Raw genomic sequence first — 23551 nt, 5'->3', positions numbered from 1 at the left:
TAATTGCGTACCTTGTTTTCAAGATGACACATTGCTGCACAGATCCAATTGATTGACCGGGACAAAACTTGGCTGGATAGATCCGCTTTAGAACGAAATTATCGGGAACTGTACCGTACCGGTTTGCCGTTATTTTTCTTGTTGCTGTTCGGCTCCATCGCCATCGGGCAGCCTTCTGTTGATAAGCTCGGCCTGAAGGACGGACTTTCGAACAGTGAGATCCGGTCTATATACCAGGACCAGCAAGGGTATCTTTGGTTCGGCACCTACGACGGACTGAACCGTTATGACGGTTACGACTTTAAGGTCTATCGCAACCATCCCGGCGATGATCATTCGATCATTCATAATTATGTCAACGCGATATCAGAGGACGGCGACCATAATTTATGGGTCGGGACCAGGCAAGGCCTAAGTATACTTGATCCTGTCTCCCAAAAATTCTCTGCTGCTTATATGACCCTCTCCGATAGGACCCGGACGGCCCTGATCAGATCTTATATTTTTGACGTTATGCCGGATGTTTCCGGTAACATGTGCGTCGCCGGCGACGAGATCGGATTTGTCGTTTTTCCCCACGCTGACCGTCGGCACGGGGCGAAGATCCCCTACAAAGATGAAAAGGGTGACCATCTGGATTATTCGGTACTGGCGATGGCAAGTTCAAACGCCCGGGAGATCTACGCGATGATCGATAAGGTCGGCCTGTGTTCCTTTGACAGCAAGAACCAATGCCTGCGACTGGTCGATCAAAAGCTTCAGGCCGCATCTGTTATTTTTGTCGATAAAGGAGGCATCTGGATCGGAATGAGCAGCGGCCTGTGGCACTACGACCTGCTTCGTCATGTTTACGACAGGCATTATAGCGAGAAGCCCGAGGAATTGACCTCCAGCCGCATCACGCATATCATGTCGGTATCCCCAGATCAGCTGTGGGTCGGTACGGATGGCGGTGGCATCAATATCCTCAACACCGCTTCGAACAAATTTACTTATCTTAAAGCGGGATTTAGTAGTCAAAGCTTATCAAGTGACGCCATTCGTAGCCTGTTGACCGACCGGGACGGGCGGGTTTGGATCGGAACTTTACGTGGCGGTATCAATGTGATCGACCATACTAAGGACCGGTTCCAAAACATCACACATGACCCGACCAACCGTAATAGCCTGATCAATAATTATGTAAAATCACTATTTGAAGAAAATGACCGGATCCTGTGGATCGGAACGGACGGCGGCGGTCTATCGATCTGGGACCGGGGAACGAACTCATTTGAGAACTTTTTACATGTGCCCGGAAAAGCCGGCTCACTAAGTTCGAATTTTGTTACAGGGATCTGCCGCGATCATACAGGAAAGATATGGCTGACGACCTATGGTGGGGGCATAGATCTATATCAGCCGGCCAGCAAGACCTTCAAAACATACAATGGCGGCAGCGACCCCGGAAAAACTACCGGGCCGATCTTCTGGTGTCTGCTGGAGGACAGTGATCATGACCTGTGGGTGAGCGGGCTTCACAATGGTTTTTTTCGTTTTGATCGTATAAAGGATCAATTCGAACTATTTGACCCCGGGTTGAAGAACGTGCTTGTCCTCTATGAAGACAAAAGTAAGGTGCTTTGGGGGGGTACATTCGATGGCATATATGAGATCGACAGAAAGAACAAAAAGCATCATTACTTCCCGGTCGGAAAACCGGTAAGGGCGATCCATGGAAGTGAGAGCGGTCAGCTGTGGCTTGGCACAGAAGCAGGCCTTATGCTTTTTGATAAGAAGAGCCACCGCATCATACAAAAACTCACTACCGATGACGGCCTTTGCAACAATAATGTATTGAACATTCAGGATGATGAACATGGCCATCTTTGGTTGAGCACATACAGCGGCCTTTCAAATTTTGACCTGAAGAAGGAGACCTTCACCAATTTCTTTCCAAGCGATGGCTTGCAGAACAAGGAATTTAATTTTAATGCATCTGCCAGGCTCAGCTCAGGACAACTGGCATTTGGCGGCAATAGCGGCCTGACCCTGTTCGATCCGCAAAGGATCCGACCCTTAAGCAGTATCCCTCATCTCGTGATCACCGATATCAAGGTCAATAACCGGTCGGTGAGCGAAAGTCCGCAGTACATCCGGTCCGTTACCCGCAATCACATCTCGGCCCTCCAGATACCGTTCCATGATGCTGCACTTACGATCGATTTTTCGGCAATAGAATTCAGTTCACAGGAAAAGATCGTCTACCGCTATATGATGGCCGGCTGGGACCGCGGCTGGAATAACTCGGGCCATCTGCGGAGCGCTGTTTATACCCGGCTGGATCCTGGCACTTACCAATTCAAAGTAAAATGCACCGACCCTAAAGGCATATGGGTGGATGCTCCTGAACCTCTGACCGTCGTCATCCTGCCGCCCTGGTACGCAACTTGGTGGGCATACCTGGCTTATCTGTCTGCTGCCGTATGCCTGATCTATTGGTATATGGCCTACCGGGCGCGTGAGACCAAACTCAAGTATGAGATCAGGCTGGCTAAATTGAATGCCGATAATCAAATGGTCCTGCAGGAAAAGGAACGCGAGATCAACGAAAAAAGAGTCGAGTTCTTTACCGGGATCGCCCATGAGTTCCGGACGCCCTTATCGCTGATCATTAACCCGGCCAGGGACCTGCTTAAAGATCACCAGGGGACAGGGCGCAATGATCTCAATATTATTTACCGGAACGCCCGGAGGCTCCTGGGCCTGGTAGATCAGCTGTTACTGTTCCGTAAAGCGGACGCGGGTATCACGCAAATGAATATTGCGCCGATGCATATAGTCTCCGTTTGTAACGAGGTATTCTTGTCGTTTGTCCAGCAGGCCGCCGTCGCTGGTATCGCCTATACTTTTTCGCCTGCGAACAGCGATCTGATCGTTTACGGCGATAGGGAAAAGATCGAGATCATCCTTTACAACCTCATTTCCAACGCGATCAAATATAGTCGGGCCGGTGACAGCATAAGTGTACTGGTCGGGGAAGATGCAGGGTCAGCGATCATCAGTATAGCTGATACGGGCCACGGGGTCCCATCCGGGTTGGGTGATAAGATATTTGAAAAGTATTTTCGGTCCAACGAACCCGGGCAGCCCGTGAAAGCCGGTTTTGGCATCGGCTTATATCTTGCCAGGCAATTTGCAGAGGATCACAGCGGCAGCCTCACCTATGATAGTGAAAGGAGAACAGGCACGACCTTTACGCTGACCTTAAGAAAAGGGACCGATCACTTTCCGCAGGACAGTATATCCCGTGTGGAATCTGAGACCTCCGAATTATTCAGCGAGATAACAGACCATACAGGCGAGCAGGAACCTTCCGGACTGCCCGCTCTTGATCCGGTAGATTTTAAGGCCGAGAACATTTTTAGCGATAAACAAACTATTTTGATCATTGACGACGACACGGAGATCCGGAACTACGTCAGGTCGATATTGGAAACAAATTATCTTATTCACTGTGCCGCGGATGGCGAAAGCGGTCTGTTATTAGCGAACGAAAAACTGCCGGACCTGATCATCTGTGATGTCATGATGCCGGGCATGAACGGCATCGAATTATGTGGGATCATCAAACAGGACCCGGTCCTCAACTACATCCCAATGATCCTGCTCACGGCAAGTTCCTCACCTGAAGGCAAGATCAAGGGACTGGAAAGCGGTGCCGATGACTATATTAGTAAACCCTTCGAAAAAGAGGTACTGATCGCCCGCGTGGCCAATTTATTGCAGATCAGGAAAAATCTGCAAAGCTACTTCTATAGCGCCGTTACCCTGAGGTCGACCAATGTGAATATATCAGAAGAGTACAAGGTATTCCTTGAAAAATGCATTGAGGTCGTAGAGAAACACCTGACCGATCAGAATTTCAATACGAACTCGCTTGCTTCCGAGATCGGTATGAGCCGGTCCAATCTTTTTCGCAAGGTAAAATCTCTGTCGGGACACTCGATAAATAGTTTCATCCGGTACATACGGTTGAGAAAAGCCGCTGAACTACTCATTCAAACAGATATGAATATCAATGAGGTCGCCCTGGAGACCGGCTTCAATAGCATCAAATACTTCAGGACACAATTTGCCAAACTGTTTGGGGCCAACCCATCAGAATTCATGCGCCAAAAACGCCCGGTGTTCAAAAAGCGTCTGAATGTGCTGGACAAATAAGATCTTTTTGATGTCCTTTTGGTCGTTGACCGACCGGTCGCTCTACATGGCCGCTAATTTCCTTTGTCTGTTCTTTCGACTTAAGTGGATCCGAGCGGATGGACCTGATCATTGCCCGCATGATGCCGCTATGATCGCTTCTGAAATATCCCCAACAAGGTAGTCCAGACCGACTGGCTCGGCCCCAATGATCTTGCTTAACATCAGCATTAAGGCAGCAAGAATGATCTTCCATTTTTTAGACGCCGTCAGTTCACGCGCGAATGTCTGTTTTGTTCGAATTGTTTGAATGGCCGCAAAAAACGCGGTTTGGAGACATCTAAAACCGTTTAGTGCGATTTTTTTGGCCAATTTATACCCCTTAAATGGCTTGTTTGTGTCCTCTGATTTTTATTTTATCATTCCATATTAGCTCTCAGTAAACCAAATTATAATCCATCGAATAAACTTTACTTGACTTGGGCCTCAATAGGACATCCGGTATCCGGGTCGATCACGGGCTTTATTCGGTGGACATAAAACTTCGGGAAAATGCTAGCCAATAAAGCCATTATGAATAAAAGTGATCTTTTGTCTGACCTGTGGAATGACACCCTGAAAGGGGACGTTTCCGCCTTCGAATCCATCCATCGTGAACTTTATCCCTTATTGCTTCACTATCTCTCCAAGATCATTCAGGATGACGATGTATGCCAGGATATTCTTCAGGACCTGTTCATTAAAATGTGGGAACGCAAGGAAAAGTTCGGTCAGATCAAAAATGTCAAGGTTTATTTCTTTAAGGCAGCACGCTCTATGGCGCTCAACTACATCAAAACGAACAAACAGCATGATCCTTTGAACGATGATCATCAATACATCGACATAGTATTCTGTCAGGAAGAGATCCTGGTCGACGCTGAACGGAACAAAGAAGCTGCTTTCGTCTTGTCGAGCGCGCTGAATACATTACCCGAAAGACAACGTGAAATGATCTTTTTAAAATATTTCGACGGTTGGAACTATGATCAGATCGCCGATGTTACCGGGATCAAGTACCAGTCTGTCGTTAATCACGTGCACCGTGCGGTCACACAATTGCGGACGGTACTTAGCTCAGACGAACAATTGCTGCGCTGTCAGCCCGTGTCATGACCGGTCAGCTGAACCCCGGGGAAACCCGACCTCCAAAAAAAAAGCGAGATGCTTTGCAAATTTTAAATTATAAACTAATACAATAAATGATAAAAGTACTACAAACGATAAGCCGGGGTGTATCCCTGGCAGCTCTGATGCTGATCTGTACAAATGGGTTCTCCCAAAAAAGAAATGAGATCCGCCCGACCGAACTTTGGCCCGATGAACAGGGAGCCCATATTCAGGCGCATGGCGGCGGCATCACCAAATTTAAGGATACCTATTACTGGTACGGTGAAGAAAGAAGGCAAGGTCTTGATACCGGCAAACGCTATGTCAGTTGTTATGCGTCCAAGGACCTGATGAATTGGAGGTTCTGCAAGGACGTCGTTCAAATGCAGGACCCTAATGGCCAGGGCAGCGGCTGGATATTGGAGCGGCCCAAGGTATTTTATAATAGCAGAACGCACAAATTCGTGATGTACTTCCACCTGGATAACAAGTCTTACAAAACGGCCAGCGTAGGTATCGCCGTCGCCGACAAACCGGACGGCGACTTTAAATTCGTCAAGAGTTTTCGGCCGCTGGGACATGAAAGCAGGGATATCGGGCAATTCATCGACGACGATGGCCTGGCTTACCTCGTATTTGAGGACAGGCCATACGGATTTCGGATCGCGCGTTTATCAGATGACTACATGGACGTGGAAAAAGAGATATGCCTGATCCCGCAGCATATGGAGGGTGGCGCGATCGTGCATTATAACGGGCTGTATTATGCGATAGGGTCAGCGCTTACCGGGTGGTCGCCGAACCCCAACAAATATGCCACCGCGACCTCGTTGGCCGGCCCCTGGTCCGAGTTCAGGGACATAGCCCCTCCTGAAACAAAAACATACAGTTCACAATCGACCTTGTTGTTAAAGGTTGCCGGGACAAAAGGTACCACGGTATTGTTTCTGGGAGATATCTGGAAACCCAAGACACAATGGGACTCCCGGTATCTTTGGATGCCTGTAAAGATCGGCGATGGTAAGCTATGGTTACCGGAACCAAAACCATTCCGCCTGGATGTAAAGACAGGGCTGGCTTCCGAATAATTATTAGGCTGACCTGCTGAGTATAAAGTCAGTACTTCGTTGTCTTTTAGTTACTTCTCATAGACATTACCGGTCAGGTATGATAATTGGTTAAGGCTCCCCGGTCAGGGGGGCCTTTTTGTTGCCCGACAATTGCCTACCGTCGCAGCATTTTTTATTCGTGAAATGGCCGGTCCAGTGAGTATTGAATAGCTCCCCGGCTGTCTTATCGTTTTACACGCTACAACTAACTTCCAAATATGAAGATCCGCATCCTGTGTTTTTTCTGGCTACTGACGTACCCGGCGTTCGCAAAGGTCATCACCTATAAGGCACCCCCATGTAATTTCCTGAGCAAAGAGTATATCCTTAAGGTAAGGGAGCCGGGCGGGCAATGGCAGCAGGTGGATGTTTATCATGCCAGGGTCGCCAATGTCATTAATACCAAAATGGTTGAACAAAAAACATCGTTCGCCTATTTTGATTGTTCCGAAAATGTCGAAATATCCGTAACAGTGCCATCGGGGAACCTCAATTCTGTTAAAGTGCGCCCGCTTTCCTCGGGCATCAAACCGGTTGTCAAGGGCAACACTATCACCTTTGTGACCCGTGCGGGCCAAAATGTTTCGGTAGAGGTGAACGGGAATATTTTTCAGAACCTGCAGGTATTTGCAAATACCATTGAGAAGGACCCGCCCTCTATTCAAGATACCAGCGTGATCTATTTCGGCCCTGGCATCCATCAGGTCGGAAGAATGCAGGTCGCCTCCGGCAAAACCATATATATGGCCGGCGGATCGGTCGTCGTTGGAAGTTTCGCCATGGACCACGTTAAAAATGTACGGATAAGCGGGCGCGGTATCCTTACCCAGTACGATGCGGAGACCCCAACAACGACAGCCATTAAAAACCCCCGGCAAAGGATGGGCAGGAACGATGGCATATCTGTCGTCTATTCTGAGAACGTACAGATCGAAGGTTTGATCGTCCTGCCGCGCAAATATACGGCACTGATCGGCCAGTCCGCCCGGGTGAAGATCAGCGACCTCAGGTCGTTCAGCTCGGAGGGTAATGCTGATGGCATCGACATTTTCAGCAGTAAAGACGTTACCCTTGATCACCTGTTCATGCGTAATTCCGATGATTGTATCGCCATTTACGGGCATCGCTGGCGCTATTACGGGAATACGCAAAATATAAACATCCTGAACTCGACATTATGGGCCGATGTGGCCCATCCGATCCTGATCGGCACACATGGCGATACGCAGCGGCCCGATACCTTGTCCGACATGAAATTCAACAATATTGACATCCTCGATCAGCAGGAGAATCAAATGGATTATCAGGGTTGCATGTCATTGAATGCAGGAGATAGTAATCTGATCCAGGCGGTCACTTTCAACGATATCCGTGTTGAAGACATCAGAAAAGGCCAGTTATTCAATTTAAGGGTCATGTTCAACAGAAAATATAATACCTCCGCGGGGGCTGGGATCAAAGACATTCTCTTCAAAAATGTCACTTACTCCGGCCGGAACGCGCCTTTATCCGTTATTTCAGGTTATGATGAGCGACGGAACATCAGCAACGTCGTTTTCGAGAACCTGCAGATCAATGGAAAGCTGATCAGCGATAAAATGGACGGTAAACCAAGCTTCTACAAAACGGGCGATATGGCCAATATTTTTGTGGGTGAACATGTTGAAAATATCAGGTTCAACGGAACGCTGTAGCCTCAGATCACTACTAACGGATATTAGATCCACATCGCTTACCATTGACAGGACCGGTCATGGTAAGCTATTGCCCATAGCTATGGGCAAACACCGTTATAGCCCATATTATCCCTCGATCTAAAATAAGGTGCGCATCCCTGGCCATATTGCTCTTTCATAATTGCAAATATCTGATGGTCACATACTTAATTTGCATTTCTGGCCATGATTTTGGCCAGTTTGACCCCCTTATTTGGCCGATTAGATACTCACTGAACTTGATTTTTTGTCAGAGATTTATCCTGTTAAATAAACCTAAGGAAGGTCTTGCTTTCCGTTTTTCCGATCTCGTGTATTGATAAATGTTCGGCGTCCTTGGTGGCGCATAGTTCCTGACGTGCTTTTGCTTATAAACCAACCATATAACTTAAATTAACATTATGAAAACAAAATTGCTTTTTTTTAACGGAATTATTGGGGTCTTGCTCGTTGGCATTATGGGCTGTAAAAAGAACAGCGGCACGATGCTTGGAACGAAAGACACGATCGCAAAGGTCAACTTAGGACTGAACGCCGGGACCGTGGGATCACTGAATGTATTGGCTACCGCCCCGTTTATTCATCCCGGGATGTTGCATACCCAGGCAGATCTTATCCGTATGCAAACTCAGGTGAACGCCGGAGCTTCTCCCTGGATCGACAGTTACAATATTTTAACTGCAAATTCTTACGCACAACTCACTTATAATATGGCTGGTCCAAACGACACGATCACCAGAACAAGCACTGGAGGTAATTACGTTCATGTCATGCGGGATGCCGCAGCAGCGTACCAGGATGCTTTGCGATGGTACATTTCCGGCAACAACGCCTATGCCGATAAAGCCATTGGCATTCTCAACGCCTGGGCTACGACCTGCAAAGCCATCGGGGGCGATTCAAATTATGCGCTGGCTTCAGGATTGTACGGTTATCAGCTTGCGAACGCAGCTGAGATCTTACGTAGTTACAGCGGTTGGTCTGCCACGGACTTTAATAAGTTCAAGACCTTTATGCTCAATGTGTTCTATCCTGCAGCTAACGGATTTTTGACAGTTCATAACAACACTTGTGACACGCACTACTGGGCGAACTGGGATCTTTGCAATATGGCTACGATATTATCTATTGGTATACTTTGTGATGACCAGGCCAAGTTCAATCAGGCCATCAATTATTTTAAAACAGGTATTGGTAATGGCAACATTGATCGGACCGTCTTTTTTGTTCACCCAGGTAACCTCGGACAAAACCAGGAAGCTGGCAGGGATCAGGGACATGCCACTTTGGATATTTCCTTAGAAGGGGCCTTTTGTCAGATGGCATTTAATCAGGGTGTAGACCTTTTTTCCTATGAGACCAATAAAGTTTTGGGGCTTTGTGAATATACTGCAAAATACAATCTTAATATGACAGTGCCCTATAATACCTATAACAACTGCGACAACGTAAATCAAACGGTGATCTCTACTAATGCCAGGGGCACCGTTCGCCCGGCCTGGGAATTGATCTACAACCATTATGTTAATGTAATGGGTGTCGCGGCTACGTACAGTTCGCAGTTTGCAGCGCAGGTCAGGCCCGAAGGCGGTGGCGGTAACTACGGTTCTGATAGCGGTGGTTTCGATCAGCTAGGGTTCGGTTCCCTGACCTACACGGTCGGTACGCAACCTATCGCCAACGGCGTTTACCATATCATTAGCCGTGCAACAGGGAAATACCTTGATAACCTGGGTTCGACCAGTAATGGCGCCAACGTTGGGCAGTGGGCTTCAAGTGGAAGCAACAATCAGAAATGGACCTTAAGTTATTCCGGAGGCTATTACAAACTGACCTGCTCGACAGGCGGAAAATGCCTTGACAGCGATAACCACACCGCAGACGGGTCGACGGTGGATCAATGGGCCAGTGGTGGGGACTCCAACCAACTGTGGACAATAGTTAAGATCGGCTCATACTATAAATTAGTGAACCGGACCAATGGTAAATGCCTTGATACTGGTGGCGGCACAACAGACGGTTCCATTATGAAATTCTATGGGAACAATACCAGTTTGAATCAACAGTGGACGATAGCGCCTTGAGCTATTGATCGTAAAATATAAGCAAAAGTCAATGGGCCGGGATCTCAAAACCGGCCCTTTTGGTCGACCGTCACCAGCAAATGTCATTGCCCGTGCCATGTCGGGTAAAGCTTGGCAGAACGAAGGATCTTTTTTTACACCTTTAAGCCGTTTTGATCAGATCGTTGAGATGGCGCCAATTTTACTTATGGGTTTTCCTTATTCAATTTTTTAGTTGATCCGGTCATTGACACTCGATACATAGGACAAGTTGAAATTGGTTTTATACTCAATGTTATTGGGTCCAACTAGCTCAACTATCCGGTTGCTCCATCTTATGAATGTTTTCATGAGTATCCCGGACAGCAAACGTTGTCTTTTATATGAACTTCGGAATAACCGATGACTGTGTTGATCCTTCCCCCTAATTAGAGCATTATTCGGAGCACCTTATACAGGTGCCCACTACATAGACATTGCCGGCCGCATTGAAGTAACCTGCCTTCGTAAAGCAGGAAGGGAAAGCCGCAACCCTTAAAAGAGGTATGGAATTAGAAATTTATTATGAATAACTTAAAAAAGATCAGTGTTGCGCTGATCGTCATGATCGGTTCTTTGCTGCTGAATCACGAAAAGGCGGCAGCTCAACAAACAGGATTTTATCAATATTCGGTAAGTGATCCTTCTCAGCATAGCTTCAGTTTCGGGAATGATCCGAATACATGCCCTTCTTACTATGTGAACGCCTACGAGGACATTTACATCGAGGCCGATGACGGCAATGGTGGTAATAGTTACTACTTCAGCCTTATTTCCGGCGATCCAAGTAGTTATTTCAACTACGGCGGCTATGGCATGTTATACCTCGAACCTGGCCAATATGCTATTCTGAAGGCGGACTTTGCAACACCGTCCGGTATAGTATCGAAGTATGTATACTTTTATAACTTTTAAAGAACTTAAGCCGGTCATAGCGATCCGTTTGCTTCAGCATGACCGGTAATTTCAAAAGGGCGGTAGTACTGCCGCCCTTTTATCCAGCATATTAGGATCATAAACTCTCTCTTTGAGCTTGCCATCCTTTTTTTCATGGCGTCCCGGGTTTTGACGGGTGTCCGGTCAGGGTATTTGTCTGGAAGATAGATATTTGGGGATACCTCACGTACCTATTGAAACAACGATCACAGGGATGATCTTAGCAATATTCTGAACGGATTCCTCATAATGACCGATGCCCGGTTAAGGATTAGCATAGCCACGTTTTTTCCCATCAGGTTGAAATCAGTTGAGATCACGGTGATATTTAAAAGTTCCTTGAACACCGTATCGTTCAACGATATGATCCCGAGGTCCGTACCGGGTATCCACGAACTTCGGCGAACACTTTTTATCGTTTCTGCCAGGTCATCTTCCGTCAGAACAATGTACACATTTCCGGGTGCCAGATCTTTCTTTCTGAGTTTGGCCCTGATCAAAAACTGCTTATCGGTCTCGTTACAATACTGTTTCACACCCTCGATGATCATTCTAGGGTGGTGCCGGTCCTGAGGAAATATGAGATTCAGCGTATGATACTTTTCAAATAGCTTCGGAACCGAGGTCAATGCATCATAAATATCGTTCCTGAAATCCTGGTAAATGGCAGCGTATCTCTCCATACCGGGGATATCTTTGTCGATCAGTATCAGCTGATCAGCCGGGACCTTACGCAGCGCATGAATGGTCTGCATATCTGTATAATGATCAAAAAAATGAGGCATGACCACGTAATAATGGTATTCTCCTATATGTTTGTCCAAACATTCTTCCAGCAGGCCGAGGTCATACTGGTGAATGAAAATATCGACCTTGCCCTTTTTGCCGAGGCCGCTGACGATGCCATCATAAACTTGTTTTTTGTAGGAACTGAGCTTATTAAATAAAAGCAGCACCCTGATGGTCACACCGGGCTTGCCAAGTACAAAATACCCCTTGCTCTGGATGGACCGGATATAGCCCGCCATTTTAATTCTGAGATAGGCTTTCTCCACGGTATCCCGGGAGACCTTATGCGTTTTACTATAATGATTGATAGAGGGCAGCTGTTGGCCTTTTTGATAAACTCCCCGTTCGATCTTTAAAGTGATATCGTTAACGATCCCGTTGACCAGGGAACCATATGGATGATAATTGTTACGGTCAAAAGCAGGCGCGGTATCCATTTTTGTTTGGTCTTGTTTATCTTCTGATCTGGTGATCATTGATTAAGACACCAAAGTCCTGGTTCTATACTCCGTTCGCTGTTTGCAATCCCTTTCCCTGATATCCCGCCCGGGTCCAGCTTATCAAAAAATGCCTTTTATGCGAGATGTTATTTTTTTAGAGTATAAAAACGTAGAGCCGCTGTCTTTGAGACATATAAACCTATATAGAACCTGTCGTTCATTGGAAAACGACAACCAATAGCTCGTTTGAATGACCAGCCGCCATGTTTCTCGTGAGAGGGGTCAGGGACTTGGCGCAGCTAAAGAAATGTACCTAACAGATCAAAAAATATGAATAGATCATTTACCTATCTACTGAAAAAACTGAATTGGAGAACGTGGTTCGTCTTCCTGACCTGCTGTATGACGATGTTCAACCGGTCCCATGCGCAGACCTTTTTGCATCCGGGCGTCCCTTTTACGAGAGCGGATCTGGCCCAGCTCAAAGCGAATATCACCAAAGAGCCCTGGCTTACCGGTTATAATGCTTTGAAAGGAGATCCCCACTCACAGCTTTCCTATGGCATACATGGACCATACGCCACAGTGACCCGGGCGCCAAATCTGAATAATTCCGGGTGGCGGGATGACATGAATGCGATCCACAACCTGGCATTCATGTATGTGTTCACAGGAGATAGCGCTTATGCGCGTAAAGCGACCAATATGCTGGATGCCTGGGCCGTTACCAATACGGTCTGGGGCGGTGGCGAGAATCAATTGGATATCGGCGATATGGCACCGTATTTCGTAGCCGGTGCAGATATCCTGAGAAGTACCTTTCCCGGATGGTCAGCAGCCAATGACGCTCACGTAAATAATTATTTCCGGAATGTCCTCTATCCAACGTCCGGCGTACCCTACCCTTTAAGGGACTGTAATAAGGGAGCCCTTCAGTTACAGATCGCGGTAGGTATCGCAGCATATCTGGGCGACCCGGTGCTGTGGCAGCAGGCCATTGAAGTATACCGAATGGACGCCGGCGGTGGCCTCAGGGCCAGCCTGCCCAATGGCGAGGTCGGCGATTCAGGTAGGGATGATCACTGGTGGATAGAGATCCAGGCGCTTGGGTGGAGCGCTGAAGTAGCCTGGAAACAAGGAATAGACCTCTTTTCCGAGTATGATAATCGCTTGCTGGCGATCAGTGAATTATATAGCCAGCATAGCCAGGCTCCCAATACGACCGGTCCATTTATTCCGTTCGGTGGTTACTCGAATTACTGGACAGGTTGGGGAATACCCCCGGGCTATATCCGTCAAAGCCCATTCAACAATATCATCAAGGGCGCATATGCGCTTCGTAAAGGTATCCCCGACACATATACGGAACAGATGAGAGCTGTGGCGGGTGAAGGGGCCTGGTCATTTCTTTATTTAAAGAGTTCGGATACTTCCCATGCCGCACCTTTAACGCCTATCATTTATCCGGCATCGCTCGCTCAGCCGGTGAGCAGCAATTTGAGCAATATTGATATCGGCAGTACCGGCATCGCGGGAAGCTCGTCTTTCGGTAATGGCAACTGGACCATCAGGGGTGCGGGAAACTCCGTTGCCTCTGCCACAAATTTCACCTTTAGACAGGTTCATGGCGATGTGGGTATCATTGTAAAAGTTGAAAGTAATTCCATCAGTTCGGCAAATACGGGGATCATGATACGTGGGTCGCTTACCGGCAATGCCAATTTTATATCAGCGAACCTGAACGGCGCTGGCGGAATGAGCTCAAGTTGGTCCGGCGCAAATGGCCAGACCCAGTATTCTCATTACCAACCACAGGCGCCATGGTGGCTAAAAATAGAACGCATCGGCAACAGGGTATTTACTTATCATTCCCAGGATGGGGTGAACTGGACGAACAATGCCTTGTTTATCATGCCCACGCTGCCTGCCGATACATATATTGGCCTCTACACGGTTTCCAATAATACGTCGGCATTGAATACGGCGGTATTCAGCCATGTCGCGATCACCAATACATCTCCGGCGGGTTCGCCCGAGATCAATAGCCAAACCGCTGCCAATATTGTTGCGGGTTCCACCTTCAGTTATACCATTACGGCAACCGGCAACGCGACGGCCTATAGCGCGACCGGCCTGCCTGCAGGATTGAGCCTGGACGCGAACACGGGAAGCATATCAGGAACGCCGGCCGCAGCGGGAACTTCGGTGGTCACGCTTGGCGCAACTAATGCAAGCGGAACGGGTTATGCAACCCTGGTCATCAACGTTGCCGACGGCGCAGTGCCTGCGGCGATCACTAATTTAGCAGCGGCGGTAGTGAACAGCACCAATATCAGCCTGAGCTGGACCGGTGCCACGAATGCAACAAGTTACAACATCAAGCGCTCGCAGTCACCTGCAGGGCCTTTCAATACCATACAGTCCGGTGTGACGGCGACCACCTTCGTGGATGCTAACCCGGTGCCGGAGGTGAACAACTATTACGTCGTTTCCGCATTGTCCGGCACCCAGGAGAGTGGAAATTCGAACGTCGTATCTGCTGCGGTCCCTCCGGCGGCCCCTGCGCAGCCTGTCGTGGTCAATAAAAATAAAGAGATCGACCTGAGCTGGAACAGTGCTTCGGGAGCTGCGACCTACAATGTTAAAAGAGGTACGCTGAGCGGCGGGCCATATACTACGGTAGCCAATGTCTCCACCACTTCCTATGTTGACCTGAACGTCACCAACGGAAGCCCGTATTATTACGTCGTATCTTCAGTCGGGCAGACCAAGGAAAGCGCCAATTCCGTAGAGGCGTTCGGCGTTCCCGGTTCAAGTTCTGTGACCTGGAGCCCCAATCCGCAGACGGACTCGCTGCTGTTGGCTGCCAACTGGAACGAGAATATGTCACCGGTGAACCCGGCCGTGATCAATTTTCATGCATCCGCCGATACTACATTGGTGAATGATATCAATGGCCTGGTCGTTTCTAGAATGCAATTCTATACAGATGCAACAGCTGCCTATTCGATCGGGGGCAATGGCATCCACCTTAGAAATGACCTCGTTAACAATTCAGGTGACACCCATACGCTGACCATGCCAGTGGTTCTGGATACACTTTTAAATGTAAATACAACTGGTTCCGGCGGTCGGGTATCGATGACCGGAGTTTTGAGCGGGAACGGTAGCCTGGTCAAAAATGGCGTCGGTTTCCTGACCCTTTCAGGTGCAAACACTTATACCGGCAATACAACGCTTAACGGAAACCCCCAAAGCTGGCCGCCGGTATGCGCGGTTGAAATGGCCGGTACGGGCACCGGTACACCTTCGGCCCCAACATCCGGGCCTTTGGGGACCGGCAAACTCATCATGAACGGCGGCGCGCTCGTTACCGGGACCAACGCAACGATCTATAACGATATCGTCGCTGTGGACGGGACGAAGAGCTATCTGTACCAGACCGGCGGCGCTATGAACCTCTATGGCAATATTACCGGGTCGGGCACGATCTGGCAGGACGGGAATGTGACGGCTGGCCTGCACCTGTATGGCGACAACAGCAACTTTACGGGCACCTTCGTTTCCGCACTTCGGAGCGGCAACTCCCGCACACGCTTTGAAACGCCTCAGTCCGGAAGCGCAAAGGCTTCCTGGTTACTGGACGCGAATGGCATCGACTGTATGGGGGTGACCTTTGGGAACGGAACGCTGAATTTTGGCGCACTTTCGGGTAGAGGATACATTCGTAACGACGGCGGTGGCGCTCCGGTGATCAGCATCGGCGCCCTGAACACGAATACTTCGTTCGGCGGGACGATCGCCAGCTTTTTTAATATTGAAAAAGTAGGTACCGGGAACCTGGCGTTCACAGGTAACCATACCTACGGAGGCACGACCACGGTGAAGGCCGGTAAATTCCTGCTGAACAACGATCCGGTTGCAGGGGTTTTCGGAAGTCCGGTAATTGTGAATGCCGGGTCCTTTGGTGGGACGGGTAAAAGCACCGGGCCGGCGACGATCGGTACGGGCACCGGTCCGGGATCTGTATTGGAGCCTGGGAATCTGGGCGTTGGGACCCTCATCGTTTCTGACATGACGCTCAATGCTGACGCAACATACAACGCGGAACTGAATTTTGGAACGGCTAAAGGCGATAAGATCACCGTTAATTCGGCGACCCTGGTAAATTCCCCGGTCCTGGCAGTGACAGGGATAGCGGGCACTTTACCGTTGGGCACTTCTTTTACCATCATCGATAATACCGGTAACAACCCGGTATCGGGGACCTTTAAGAACCTCCCTGAACTCGCTTTGGTCAACGCGGGGGCTTACAATTTCCGTATCACCTACAAAGGGGGTACGGGTAATGACGTCGTGCTGCTCGACGATCGCACCAAAGGGGTGACGATCACCAGCGCGCTGACCGACACGGTTCTGATCGGAAAGGCGATGAGCTACGCGATCACTGCGATCAAATCACCTAATAGCTTTTCTGCGACCGGCCTGCCAGCCGGTGTATCCATTAATGCAACGACAGGCGTGATCTCGGGTGTGCCTTCTGTATCTGGTTCCTTCCCGGTCACGCTCACTGCAACAGATGGCAGTACCGCCGACACCGTAAAACTCGCCCTGGTCGTTCAAAGCAATATCGTTGCCAACCTTAAAGCGATCGCAGGGGACGGCCAGGCTATCCTGACCTGGGACGCGATCATCAGGTCGAACTTTACTTATCACGTCAAACGCTCGCTGACCCCTGGCGGTCCTTACACGATAGTGGGGAACGCAGGCGGCGCAAGTTATCTGGATGGTAATTTGATCAACGGCACGAGCTATTATTATGTGATAGCCTCCGCAGACTCTACCGGCGAAAATCCGAATTCCGCAGAGGTCAGCGTAAAACCGGTCATTAGCAATGTCAGCTATTGGCCGATGGATGAAGGTAGCGGCACTACCGCCACCGATATCTGGAACGGCAGGAAAGGTACGCTGAACGCGGCCGTGACCTGGACGACCGGCCAATTCAATTCCGGCGTTCACTCCGACGCGACCGCCAGCAGCTATACTACCTTGCCTGCAAATCTGGTAAGCACTTTAACGGACTTTACGATCTCAGCCTGGGTCAAACAGGATGTTGCCGGGGTCTGGGGACGTGTCTTTGACTTTGGTAGCGGGACAACGAATTATATGTTCTTAAGCCCGAAAGGGACCACCGGGTTCCCCCGCTATGCCATTACGACGGGCAGCGGTGAACAAGGTATCAACGGTACCGCCGCTATACCGACCGGCGTTTGGACCCACATGGCAGTTACACAATCTGGTTCGGTAGCGATATTATATGTCAACGGCGTAGAGGTGGGCCGCAACACAGCCATGACGCTGACCCCATCCAGCATGGGCAATACGGCCCAGAATTATATAGGTAAGTCCCAGTGGTCGGCAGATCCGATATTGAACGGGTCAATTGACGACTTCAGGATATACAGCAGGGCCCTAACACCTGTAGAGATCAATGTCATCAAAAACCTGACTGCGCAAACCATCACATTTAACGCCCTGGCGCAGCAGACCGTGGGTAACGCCGATGTTGATCCGGGTGCTACGGCAAGCTCGGGCCTTGCGGTAAGCTACCTAAGCGGTGACACGACGATCGCAAAGATCGTAAGCGGTAAAATCCATGCCAAAGGCGCCGGCACCGTCCTGATCACTGCCCTGCAGGCCGGGAACGGATCTTTTGCCGGTACCGGAAAGTCTCAAACCCTGACCGTTGTAGGGCCTCCGCCCGTTCCCGTACTCACCGCCACCGCCGCAGATGGCCTGGTCCCGCTGAGCTGGAACGCCAGTACCGGTGCCACAAGCTATAATGTTAAAAGATCGACAGCAAGCGGCGGGCCGTTTACGACGATCCGGTCGCTTAATTCGGCGAGTTACACGGATAGTACGGTGGTAAATGGCACGACCTATTTCTACGTGGTCTCGTCGGTCAATGCTCTCGGTGAAAGCGCAAACTCCGCTCAGGTAACTGCAAGGCCCGCTATTAGTCCAGGCAGCAGCTACTGGACGTTCAACGAGACCAGCGGCACGACGGCGACCGATGTTTGGAATGGCCGTGTCGCCACGCTGAACAGCGGCGCGACCTTTGTGACCGGGTATTCCAACAATGCTCTCCATGTTGATGGAACAGCTAACGGTTACGCCACCCTGCCCGCTGGTGTGGTCAGTTCCCTTAACGATTTTACGATCTCAGCGCGCGTCAAAATGGATGCGATCTCGACCTGGATGCGGTTGTTCGACCTTGGTACCAGCACCACTAACTATATGTTCCTTAGTGTGCAGGTGGCCCTGTCGTCAGGTAAGTCGACCGTTCGTTATGCGATCAAAAATGGAGGTACCGAATTAAATGTGAGCTATGCTTATACCTTCCCGCTAAATACCTGGGTGAACCTTGCGGTAACGCAGTCGGGTAATACAGCAAGCTTGTACATCAACGGTTCGCTGGTGGCGACCAACGCATCCCTTACCATAAAGCCTTCGAACCTGGGCAACACCACATTGAACTACCTGGGCAAGTCACAATTCAGCGCGGATCCGATGTTCAAGGGTACTATCGATGATTTCAGGATCATCAACAGGGCGTTGTCCGCCGCGGAGATGGCCAAATTGCAGAATGCTGCCGATCAAACGATCTCCTTCGCCGCTATTTCTCCAAAACATGTGGGCGACGCCGACTTTGATCCCTCAGCGATCGCCTCTTCCGGCTTAAGCGTAAAATACGCCAGCTCAGATACGACCATAGCGACCATTGTATCGGGCAAGATCCATATCAAGGGAGTTGGAATGGCGGTGATCACGGCAACCCAGACCGGTAATAACAGTTACAATGCTGCACTTCCTGTCTCACGGTCATTAATGATCACCAAAGGCGATCAGGCCATCACGTTTGCCGCCATTGCGGTAAAGCACGTTGGCGATGCAGATCTTGACCCCATGGCTGTATCATCGTCGGGACTGCCTGTGACCTATACCAGCAGTGATACGACCATTGCGGCGGTTGTTAACGGTAAGATACACATCAAGGCGGCCGGCACTTCGACCCTGTCAGCGATACAGACAGGCAATAATAATTACAATGCCGCAGTAACGGTGACCCAACCTTTGACCGTAATTAAATATGACCAGACGATCACTTTTGCGGCTATTGCACCGCAATTGGTCGGCAACGCCGATCTTGATCCCCTGGCGACCGCATCGTCCGGCTTAGCAGTGACCTATGCTGTATCGGACACCACCGTCGCCGTTGTCATCAATGGTAAAGTTCACATCACGGCAGCCGGTACATCGGTGATCACCGCTTCGCAAAGTGGCAACTTGAAATTTGCGGCAGCCACTTCAGTTGACCAAACGTTGACCGTTAACAAGAGGGACCAAAGCATCACCTTTGACCCGCTCGCCCAGCAACATGTCGGGGCATCAGATCTTGATCCGCTGGCGGTCTCCACGTCCGGTCTTGCGGTAAGTTATGCAAGTTCAGATACAACGATAGTATCGGTTTTGAATGGTAAGCTTCACTTCTTAGCCAGCGGGACAGTGGTTATAACCGCTTTCCAGAACGGAGATCCCATGTTTGCTATCGCATCCCCGGTGCAGCGATCCCTGACGGTGATCAAAAACGATCAGACCATTACCTTCAATGCGTTCACGCCAAAGAGCGTAAATGATACGGATCTCGTGACCGGTGCATCGGCTAGTTCCGGTTTGCCCCTTTCTTACACGAGCTCTGATACGACGGTCGCGAAAGTGATCGGCGGTAAAGTGCACATCACAGGTGCAGGAAGCACCGATATTACCGCCTCGCAGAACGGTAACTTTGCCTACTTTGCTGCAACCCCGGTAACGCAAACGCTAACGGTCAAAAAGCTGACACAGCAGTTGACCTTCAACCCGCTGCCGGCTAAAAGACCGGGCGACGCTGATCTGGCATTAACTGCGACAGCCAGCACCGGCTTACCGGTAACCTATACCAGCAGTAATGTTAATGTGGCCACCATCGTAAGTGGTAAGATACATGTTATCGGCGTGGGCACGGCCCAGATCACGGCCACCCAGGCAGGTAACAGTTATTATGATCCGGCAACTGCAACGCAGAACTTTAACGTCCTGCCATTGAATTTGCAGGTGCAATCTCTTGATGGCGATAACGGCCAGGTCAATAACAACGTGATCCGTCCGTATTTCCGCATAGCAAACCTGGATTCGGTCGCAGTAGCTTATAACCAGTTAACGGTCCGGTATTGGTTCACTGCCGAGAATTTTGCAGGCATCAATACCTGGATAGATTACGCCCAGTTAGGGAACAACAACGTTACGATGAACTACGTAGCATTGAACCAGCCCAGGAACGGCGCGCTGGGATACATCGAGTACAAGATCCTGGCAAATGGGACCATTGCCCCGAACAGCAACTCGGGTCCGGTACAGTCCCGCTTCGCTAACCAGGATTGGTCCCTGCTGAGTGAGACGGACGACTATTCCTACCGAAATAATACAGGCAACTATGCGGCCAACACGCACATGACCATGTACCGCAACGGTTCATTGATATGGGGGGATGAACCCGCTTCGGTGACCCCGGCGACCAGCCTTAGCATAACCTATCAGAACCAGAACCAAAGCACAAGTGGCAATGCGATCAGCACCTATCTTTCGGTTAATAACAATGGCAATGTTCCCGTGGCCTACAGCGACATTACTGCCCGCTATTGGTTTACCGAAGAAGGCACGCAGCCACTTATTTTCTGGAAGGATTATGTGAAACTGGGCGGAAGCAACGTCAATGGCACATTTACTAAGATGAGTGTGCCAAAGCTACAGGCGGATACCTACCTGGAACTGAGCTTCAGTAATTCGGCGGGTGTTCTATATCCTTTAAGCAACACCGGGAACATCCAGTATAGGATCACCAAGGCCGACTGGTCGGCCTTCAATGAGTCGAACGATCACAGCTATGCGCCCAAGGCCGCACCGGCAGGGAACGCCCATATTACCCTTTATTACAAAGGGCAGCTGATCTACGGAACAGAGCCTGCTGACATTACGCAAATGAACCTGATGTCCTTTAACGACAGGCCGAAAAACACAGAAGAGGTTGTTAGCAGCCCCGAGATCCAGGCGCTGATAATATTCCCGAACCCTTCGACCTCCGGCAATTTCTCGATCAGATTGACAAAAGATCTGATCAATAAACCGCTTACGGTGAGGGTATACAGCCCGGACGGCCGCTTAGCCATGACCAAACAATTCGGTGGCGATGCAGGCGATATCATTCAAATGAGCCTTCCGGCACCGGGTATCCCGGGTGTATGTCAGGTCAGGATCAACGATCTGCCCGGTATGAAATTATTGGTCGTTCGGTAACTACAAAAGAGCACTGTCCGTAATTGGACAGTGTTCTTTTATCAGGAGACGGCGCTTCGGGCATTTTCATAAGATGTATTGTCAATTAGCTTTGCAGCCTTCCGTTAATACGCTGATCGTGCCTTATATTTGGATGACCTAAGCGATCATTGCTTAACATATGAACTGTCGGGGAATTACCCCGCAATTCGATAACTTTATATAAAATGAATATCAATAGAACGGTTTTTCTGATCTTGAGTTTTTGCCTGGCGACCAATGTGTATGGGCAACGTTCACCGATCAGGGTAAGAAAGAATGTCCCGATGGATTCGATCTTTCTGAGCGATCCTTTTATTCTTGCCGATCAGGCCACACAAATGTATTATATGACCGGTACCGGGGGACTGGTTTGGAAAAGCAAAGATCTGAGACTTTGGGATGGGCCTTATAGCGTGGCCATGACCGATAGCTCTTCGTGGATGGGCCCAAGGCCGATGATCTGGGCTGCCGAGATCCATGCTTTCGCCGGGAAATATTACTATTTCGCCACCTTCACCAATAAGGCCATTAAGATCGGAACTTATAGGGGTAACACCATCGACCGGCGCGCCTCGCATGTGCTGGTCGGAAACAGGCCAGATGGGCCATTTGTTCCCATGAAAGACTCGACCTATCTACCTGCCGGCAAGTCGACACTTGATGCCACCTTTTGGATCGATAAGGATAACAAACCTTATTTGGTCTATTGCCATGAGTGGGTGCAGAATTGGAACGGGACCGTCGAATGCATCGAACTCAAACCGGATCTTAGCGGAACGACAGGCGAAGCAAGGGTAATGTTCCATGCCAGTGATTCGCCATGGAGCCGGGAAAAGGATGAAAATGGTGTGGACAGGCCTAATAAAGTGACCGATGGACCGTACCTGTTCCGGACAGCGACCGGGCGTTTAGGATTAATCTGGACAAGCTGGGTATATGACGTCTATACCCAGGGCGTAGCCTATTCCAGTAGCGGAACACTAAAAGGCCCTTGGGTACAAGAGAAAGACCCGGTCACACCTCCAAATTATGGGCATGGGATGCTGTTCACTACGCTGGACGGCAAACAATTAATGGCCATACATAGCCATCAAAATATTAACGGCCATTATCGCCGGATCCCGCATCTATTTGAGGTGGACCTGTCAGGAGATAAGCTGATCGTCGGAAAGCCGTATACGCCCTGATCTTAATTGGACGTCATCCCGGAAAGATCCGGCCTTCACGCGGTCAAGCAGGCTCGCAACGCACGATGTGCGTCACAAGCCAGCTCGGCCGCAATGGCAAGAGCCCGGAATTTGGCAGGCCATGCGGCACAGCCAAACGCCGGGCACTTGCTTTTTTTGTTCCTTTTCGCTACTTGGTGTGCAGGCCTTTCATTTTTTCACTGAGTCCCTTCAGGCCGGCCTTAGTTAAGCATTCTTCCGAAAAAGTTTTAAGTTCGTCAATGCTTTCTTTGGGGATAAGCTCCAAAAGGCCCTGTCCTTGTTCGCCGTCTTTGGCGGTCAGCCCCCGCTCAACCACATTATGCAATAATAAGATCGTTTTCCGGTTGACCTTGACATCGATCTTCACCATCTCATTCATGCCCGGTATACTCAGTACCGTGTCATAGACCTTCGCCACATCACTCGTTGTCATACGCTTTGATTTTAAGATTAATATTACTGTAAAAGTAGGGATCGCATTCCGAACCATCCTCATCATAATATGGT

Annotated in this window: 11 protein-coding genes; 8 read left to right on the top strand and 3 right to left on the bottom strand. The window is 49.5% G+C overall.

The window, feature by feature from the left end:
* The first annotated feature begins 123 nt into the window (after positions 1 to 123).
* On the top strand, positions 124 to 4203 hold the full coding sequence (locus ACFGVR_RS01335; protein WP_448700593.1) for a two-component regulator propeller domain-containing protein: 4080 nt from the start codon (positions 124 to 126) through the stop codon (positions 4201 to 4203).
* Positions 4204 to 4311: 108 nt separating this feature from the next.
* Here ACFGVR_RS01335 and ACFGVR_RS01330 read toward each other — a convergent pair whose 3' ends face one another.
* Positions 4312 to 4554 (bottom strand): hypothetical protein, encoded by a 243-nt coding sequence (locus tag ACFGVR_RS01330; RefSeq protein ID WP_448700591.1) that lies wholly within the window; start codon positions 4552 to 4554, stop codon positions 4312 to 4314.
* 180 nt (positions 4555 to 4734) lie between these two features.
* Between ACFGVR_RS01330 and ACFGVR_RS01325 the strand changes: the two genes are divergently transcribed.
* From ACFGVR_RS01325 to ACFGVR_RS01305, 5 genes are all read left to right on the top strand, one after another.
* Positions 4735 to 5337, top strand: coding sequence for an RNA polymerase sigma factor (locus ACFGVR_RS01325; protein ID WP_448700590.1), 603 nt, complete (start codon positions 4735 to 4737; stop codon positions 5335 to 5337).
* 86 nt (positions 5338 to 5423) lie between these two features.
* Positions 5424 to 6419 carry a family 43 glycosylhydrolase gene (locus tag ACFGVR_RS01320; protein ID WP_448700589.1) on the top strand — a complete coding sequence of 332 codons (996 nt, stop codon included), beginning with the start codon at positions 5424 to 5426 and terminating at the stop codon, positions 6417 to 6419.
* A gap of 239 nt (positions 6420 to 6658) precedes the next feature.
* A complete protein-coding gene (locus ACFGVR_RS01315; RefSeq protein ID WP_448700587.1) occupies positions 6659 to 8134 on the top strand; it encodes a glycosyl hydrolase family 28 protein in 1476 nt (491 codons plus the stop codon).
* A gap of 563 nt (positions 8135 to 8697) precedes the next feature.
* Positions 8698 to 10239 carry an RICIN domain-containing protein gene (locus ACFGVR_RS01310; protein WP_448700586.1) on the top strand — a complete coding sequence of 514 codons (1542 nt, stop codon included), beginning with the start codon at positions 8698 to 8700 and terminating at the stop codon, positions 10237 to 10239.
* Positions 10240 to 10782: 543 nt separating this feature from the next.
* The gene (locus ACFGVR_RS01305; RefSeq protein WP_448700585.1) at positions 10783 to 11172 is read left to right on the top strand and encodes a hypothetical protein; all 390 of its coding nucleotides are present in this window, start codon (positions 10783 to 10785) and stop codon (positions 11170 to 11172) included.
* 227 nt (positions 11173 to 11399) lie between these two features.
* On the opposite strand, the gene ACFGVR_RS01300 is transcribed toward ACFGVR_RS01305, so the two are convergent.
* Complete coding sequence (locus tag ACFGVR_RS01300; RefSeq protein ID WP_448700582.1) at positions 11400 to 12458, bottom strand: GntR family transcriptional regulator; 1059 nt, start codon at positions 12456 to 12458, stop codon at positions 11400 to 11402.
* A 294-nt stretch (positions 12459 to 12752) separates the two neighbouring features.
* On the opposite strand from ACFGVR_RS01300, the gene ACFGVR_RS01295 reads away from it, so the two are divergent.
* Both ACFGVR_RS01295 and ACFGVR_RS01290 read left to right on the top strand, forming a co-directional pair.
* Positions 12753 to 21815, top strand: a complete 9063-nt coding sequence (locus ACFGVR_RS01295; RefSeq protein ID WP_448700581.1) for a LamG-like jellyroll fold domain-containing protein — start codon at positions 12753 to 12755, stop codon at positions 21813 to 21815.
* Between the two features lie 305 nt (positions 21816 to 22120).
* Positions 22121 to 23023, top strand: coding sequence for a glycoside hydrolase family 43 protein (locus ACFGVR_RS01290; RefSeq protein ID WP_448700580.1), 903 nt, complete (start codon positions 22121 to 22123; stop codon positions 23021 to 23023).
* Between the two features lie 169 nt (positions 23024 to 23192).
* On the opposite strand, the gene ACFGVR_RS01285 is transcribed toward ACFGVR_RS01290, so the two are convergent.
* Complete coding sequence (locus ACFGVR_RS01285) at positions 23193 to 23477, bottom strand: hypothetical protein (RefSeq protein WP_448700579.1); 285 nt, start codon at positions 23475 to 23477, stop codon at positions 23193 to 23195.
* Positions 23478 to 23551: the final 74 nt, after the last annotated feature.

The sequence above is a fragment of the Mucilaginibacter aureus genome (genome assembly GCF_053514885.1).
Note: the sequence above shows the minus strand (reverse complement) of the source record. Positions and strands in the feature narration are given on the sequence as shown.

Excerpts from the sequence above, each read along its gene's own strand:
- ACFGVR_RS01295 (WP_448700581.1), top strand. The coding sequence starts at position 12,753 with ATGAATAGATCATTTACCTATCTACTGAAAAAACTGAATTGGAGAACG.
- ACFGVR_RS01320 (WP_448700589.1), top strand. The coding sequence starts at position 5,424 with ATGATAAAAGTACTACAAACGATAAGCCGGGGTGTATCCCTGGCAGCT.
- ACFGVR_RS01315 (WP_448700587.1), top strand. The coding sequence starts at position 6,659 with ATGAAGATCCGCATCCTGTGTTTTTTCTGGCTACTGACGTACCCGGCG.
- ACFGVR_RS01300 (WP_448700582.1), bottom strand. The coding sequence starts at position 12,458 with ATGATCACCAGATCAGAAGATAAACAAGACCAAACAAAAATGGATACC.
- ACFGVR_RS01290 (WP_448700580.1), top strand. The coding sequence starts at position 22,121 with ATGGATTCGATCTTTCTGAGCGATCCTTTTATTCTTGCCGATCAGGCC.
- ACFGVR_RS01305 (WP_448700585.1), top strand. The coding sequence starts at position 10,783 with ATGAATAACTTAAAAAAGATCAGTGTTGCGCTGATCGTCATGATCGGT.
- ACFGVR_RS01325 (WP_448700590.1), top strand. The coding sequence starts at position 4,735 with ATGCTAGCCAATAAAGCCATTATGAATAAAAGTGATCTTTTGTCTGAC.
- ACFGVR_RS01285 (WP_448700579.1), bottom strand. The coding sequence starts at position 23,477 with ATGACAACGAGTGATGTGGCGAAGGTCTATGACACGGTACTGAGTATA.